This window comes from Zoogloea sp. (assembly GCF_017302315.1).
Classification (GTDB): Bacteria; Pseudomonadota; Gammaproteobacteria; order Burkholderiales; family Rhodocyclaceae; genus Zoogloea.
In genome coordinates, this window is the sequence record NZ_JAFLDT010000153.1 from 1 (window position 1) to 3,690 (window position 3,690).

Below are 3,690 nucleotides of genomic sequence, written 5' to 3' on the forward strand. Positions count from 1 at the left end.
CAAGGGCGAGGCTGATGGCGAGGCTTGCGCGGCGCAAAGCAAAGGCGGATTTCATGGGCAGGACTCCGGAAAACACGCGGGCTGCCGGGCCGAGCCTGGCAGCGAACCCGCCGAGCATAGCACCGGCCCCGGCCTTTACCCGTGAAAGGCTACCTGTCCCGGGGTGTGTGGTCGGGCATCTGCATCAGCGCATGCGGCGTACCAGCCACAGCAGGCCAATGCCGACGGCCAACAGCAAGAGGGCGGAAGGTTCCGGTGCGGGCGCGGAGACGGCCGCATGGAACGGCCCCAGGGGCATGCGCGCAAGGCGATCCGGCTCAGCGAGGGCCTGAGGTGCCGCAGGAGCCTGCGGGTCGATATCACTGCCGGGAGTGGCAACCCCGTCGCCGGTGGGCACGGCGGCGGCTTCGGTGCCCGGGTCGGTGATGCCGCCCGGGGCCGTCCAGGCGGAGGTTGGCAGGGCGAGCGCGGTCACGACCAAAAGCATGCAACACATCAGGAGTTTGAACAGGGTGGGCGTGCGCATCAGCGATTCTCCGGGGTGGCACATACCACCCCTCAAAGCGGGTGATGCAAATCTCGTGCCTGAATTGTGTAACCCGTGCCTAGCGCGACTTCTCACATTTTGTCCGTGAATTAATTCCTTATCCTGTAAAGAAAACCGACAGAAAAGCGCTGCTCCATTTGCATCGCCGGCATGAAACCGGGTGCCACAGTAGATTCGCTTACATCCCTCAAAGGGTGTGAAGAAATCGTCGCGAGCAGTTCGAGTTCGCGCCGAGAAGCGCAGCCGTACAAGGGTACGGTGAGCATCGCAGGGGCGAAATCGGGCTGCGCAGTAGATTTATTCACACCCCTTCAGCCCAGGACCGTCACCACCACCCTCCGGGCATGGCTGCCCTGCCGGTGCTCCCACAGGAAGATCCCCTGCCAGGTACCCAGCAGCAGGCGTCCGCCCCCCACCGGCACCGTCACGCCCACGTCCGACAGCACACTGCGCCCATGGGCGGCCATGTCGTCGTCCCCTTCCAGGTCGTGCCGGTAGGCCGGGTCGCCATCCGGTGCAAGGCGCCCGAAGATCGTCTCCAGATCCCGCCGCACATCCGGATCGGCGTTCTCGGTGATCATCAGGGCGCAACTGGTGTGCTGCACGAAGACATGGCACAGCCCGACGGTGACGCCGGCGGCACGTACCACCTCGGCCACCCGGGCCGTGATGTCCTGCGTGCCGCGACCACGCGTCGCGAAGGATAGGGTGGTCTGGTAGGCCATGCTGTGATTTCCTGTGACGTGGAGGGGGGGCCGAGAAGGCAGGTCCGGGGCCGACACGCTCAATTTTCGCGCCTTGTATCGTCCGCATGCCGCTCATCCGGCCCCGTGGCCGTTGCCGCGGGCTGGCCGCAGTGCCGGCAAAAGCGTGCATGCCGATGCATCAGGCCGTGGCAGTGAGGGCAAGGGCGGAACTGGGCATAGCCGCAGAACGGGCAGGCGGCCGAGTCGCCTGGCAGGTGCATGCCGCAGCCCTGGCACTCGCCCCGGGCAATGCGCCGCGCCAGCAGCCGCTCGCGGGAGAAGAGCTTCTTCTGCAGAAAATGGATCACCCCCAGCGCCGCGGTGATGACCGCCGCCATCACCAGGTAGTGCCAGATCGCCACCAGCCGGAAGGCCTCGAGAAATTCGAACAGCGCCGCCAGCAGCCGGTGCGGAATGATCCGATACACCGCCTCGACCAGCTTGAAGAGGATGGGGATGAAGCTCACCACCAGCAGATGCGCCGAGACCAGGGCCTGCAGGCTCCGCCCGCCGCGCAGGCTGGCGCTGTTCCAGGCGTAGAAAAGCAGGAAAAGGGGCAGCAGGAAGAGTAGCTGCATGCCCAGCTGCTTCACCGGAAACCAGAAGTTGAGGCGCTGCAGCGCGTCGCGCAACTGCTCCCGGTCGGCTTCCGACGGTTTGTCCAGCACCGCCCACAGGGCCTGGATGTCGTCGCGGGCGTTGATCGTCTGCGCCAGCGTGGCGGCCTGGGCCTTCAGGCCATCGAGGGCGGCTGTGCGGCTGCGGAACTCGGCGCGGCTGGCGTCCACCGGCGTCTGCCCGGGCGTGTCGCCGGCCATGCGCTCCAGCAGCGAGCTGTCGTAGGCGCCCTTCAGGCGGTCGATGGCGAGCTGCTGCTCGCGCACCTCCCGCTCGAGCTTCTGGTGGGTCTCGAAAAGACGCACCAGGGCCTTGTCGGCCTGGATGCGGGCGATCCGCTCCAGATAGGGTGCGCACAGCGGGTGGTGTTCGGCCTTGTGCTCGCGGGGCGGATACGGGCTGGCGCTGCCGGCCGTCGCCAGCGCGGCCAGCCGGCCGAGGCGATTGTCCGTGGTCCAGGTCTCGTCGATCACCATCGCGCGGCAGGTGTGGGGAATGGTCTCGTCCGGCGCGGTGAGCTGCCGCGTATGCGCCGCCAGCCCGTCGAAGATCGACATCAGGATGAACAGATCGAGCAACAGCACAACCACCAGCACCGCCCGCCCCAGGGGCTGGCTGTCCAGGTGGGTGAGCTGCTGCCGGGTACGCGCCGCGGCGCGGGAGAGGGCTTGCTTGAGGCTCATGGGGGCTCCGCGGAAGATTCAGTCGGAAGGCCTCCGTGATTTACGCTGGGTAGAGGGGTGGGTCAAGCAAGTGTTACCCGCGCCGATCCGCCCTGATGCCTCTGTGGGGTCGAATTCATCCCAGGGACCTCCGTTTGACGCGTCGTCTGACGGTCTATGTGGCCTATCGGGTGCGGGGTAGGGGCGACTTCAGTCGCCCATCGTGCGCCGATCACCGGCATGCCCTTGATCCAAGTCCGCGGGCGACTGAAGTCGCCCCTACAGGGGGCTCTGCTTTCTGCCTACAGGCCGCGGGCCCAGTTGGGGCGGAGGTGGGCGTTGTCGGGATCGGCGATGGCCTGCCTCACCTGTGCCAGCAGCCTCTCTCTATCCACCCCCAGGGTGCCCTTGAGCACCAGGAAGTTGCTGGCGTGATCCGAGCGGAACACGGTGCGGCGTAGTTCCAGTTGCGACAGAAAACGCTCCATCTCGCGGAACAGGCCGGGCTGGTCCAGGGCTTCCCATTCGGGAAAGCCGGCGCGGAAGCGCGTTTCGCCCTGGGGGAAGCTCACCACCAGGGTGGACAGGAACTCGGGCTGGGTGGCGTTGGCGAGGCGGGCGGAGTGGTCGGCGTGCTGGTCGCTGTAGATCTGCCCGCCCAGCCCGTTGAGGATCATCACCGAGCGGGTGATGCCGGCTTCGCCGAGCTTGTCGAGGGCGGCGCGGGTGCTGTCGTGGGTCTCGCCCTTTTGCACTTTTTCCAGCACTTGGTCGTCGCCGGATTCGGCGCCCAGGTAGGCCATGCGTAGGCCGGCTTCGCGCAGGCTCGCCAGCTCGGCCACGGTCTTCTTCTTGAGGTTGCGGGCCAGGCAGTAGCTGGACACCCGGTGCACGGCGGGCAGGTGGGTCTTGATGGCCTCCAGGATGGCCAGCAGGCGGCGGGTGGGCAGCACCAGGGCGTCGCCGTCGGCCAGGAAGACGCGGCGCACCCGGTCGCCGTAGCGTTCGCCCACCTGGCGGATGCTGTCCAGCACCTCGTCCTCGCTGCGGGCGCGGAAGGCCTTCTGGGGGGCCGTGTACATCTCGCAGAAGGTGCAGGCGTTCCACGAGCAGCCGT

The 3,690-nt window shown here is 67.1% G+C and carries 4 protein-coding genes; all 4 read right to left on the bottom strand.

Annotation, left to right across the window (positions count from 1 at the left end; genetic code table 11):
- Positions 1 to 184 precede the first annotated feature (184 nt).
- Complete coding sequence (locus J0L98_RS21320) at positions 185 to 526, bottom strand: PEP-CTERM sorting domain-containing protein (protein ID WP_296414237.1); 342 nt, start codon at positions 524 to 526, stop codon at positions 185 to 187.
- Between the two features lie 332 nt (positions 527 to 858).
- Entirely contained in the window at positions 859 to 1,272 is a 414-nt protein-coding gene (locus J0L98_RS21325; protein WP_296414238.1) for a secondary thiamine-phosphate synthase enzyme YjbQ, read from the bottom strand.
- A gap of 59 nt (positions 1,273 to 1,331) precedes the next feature.
- Entirely contained in the window at positions 1,332 to 2,594 is a 1,263-nt protein-coding gene (locus J0L98_RS21330) for a zinc ribbon domain-containing protein (RefSeq protein ID WP_296414240.1), read from the bottom strand.
- Between the two features lie 281 nt (positions 2,595 to 2,875).
- On the bottom strand, positions 2,876 to 3,690 hold an 815-nt coding region (locus tag J0L98_RS21335), incomplete at its 5' end, for a radical SAM protein (protein ID WP_296414241.1).

What these genes read in the sequence shown, in the direction of transcription:
- J0L98_RS21325 (WP_296414238.1), bottom strand. Translation starts at nt 1,272, where the DNA reads ATGGCCTACCAGACCACCCTATCCTTCGCGACGCGTGGTCGCGGCACG.
- J0L98_RS21320 (WP_296414237.1), bottom strand. Translation starts at nt 526, where the DNA reads ATGCGCACGCCCACCCTGTTCAAACTCCTGATGTGTTGCATGCTTTTG.
- J0L98_RS21330 (WP_296414240.1), bottom strand. Translation starts at nt 2,594, where the DNA reads ATGAGCCTCAAGCAAGCCCTCTCCCGCGCCGCGGCGCGTACCCGGCAG.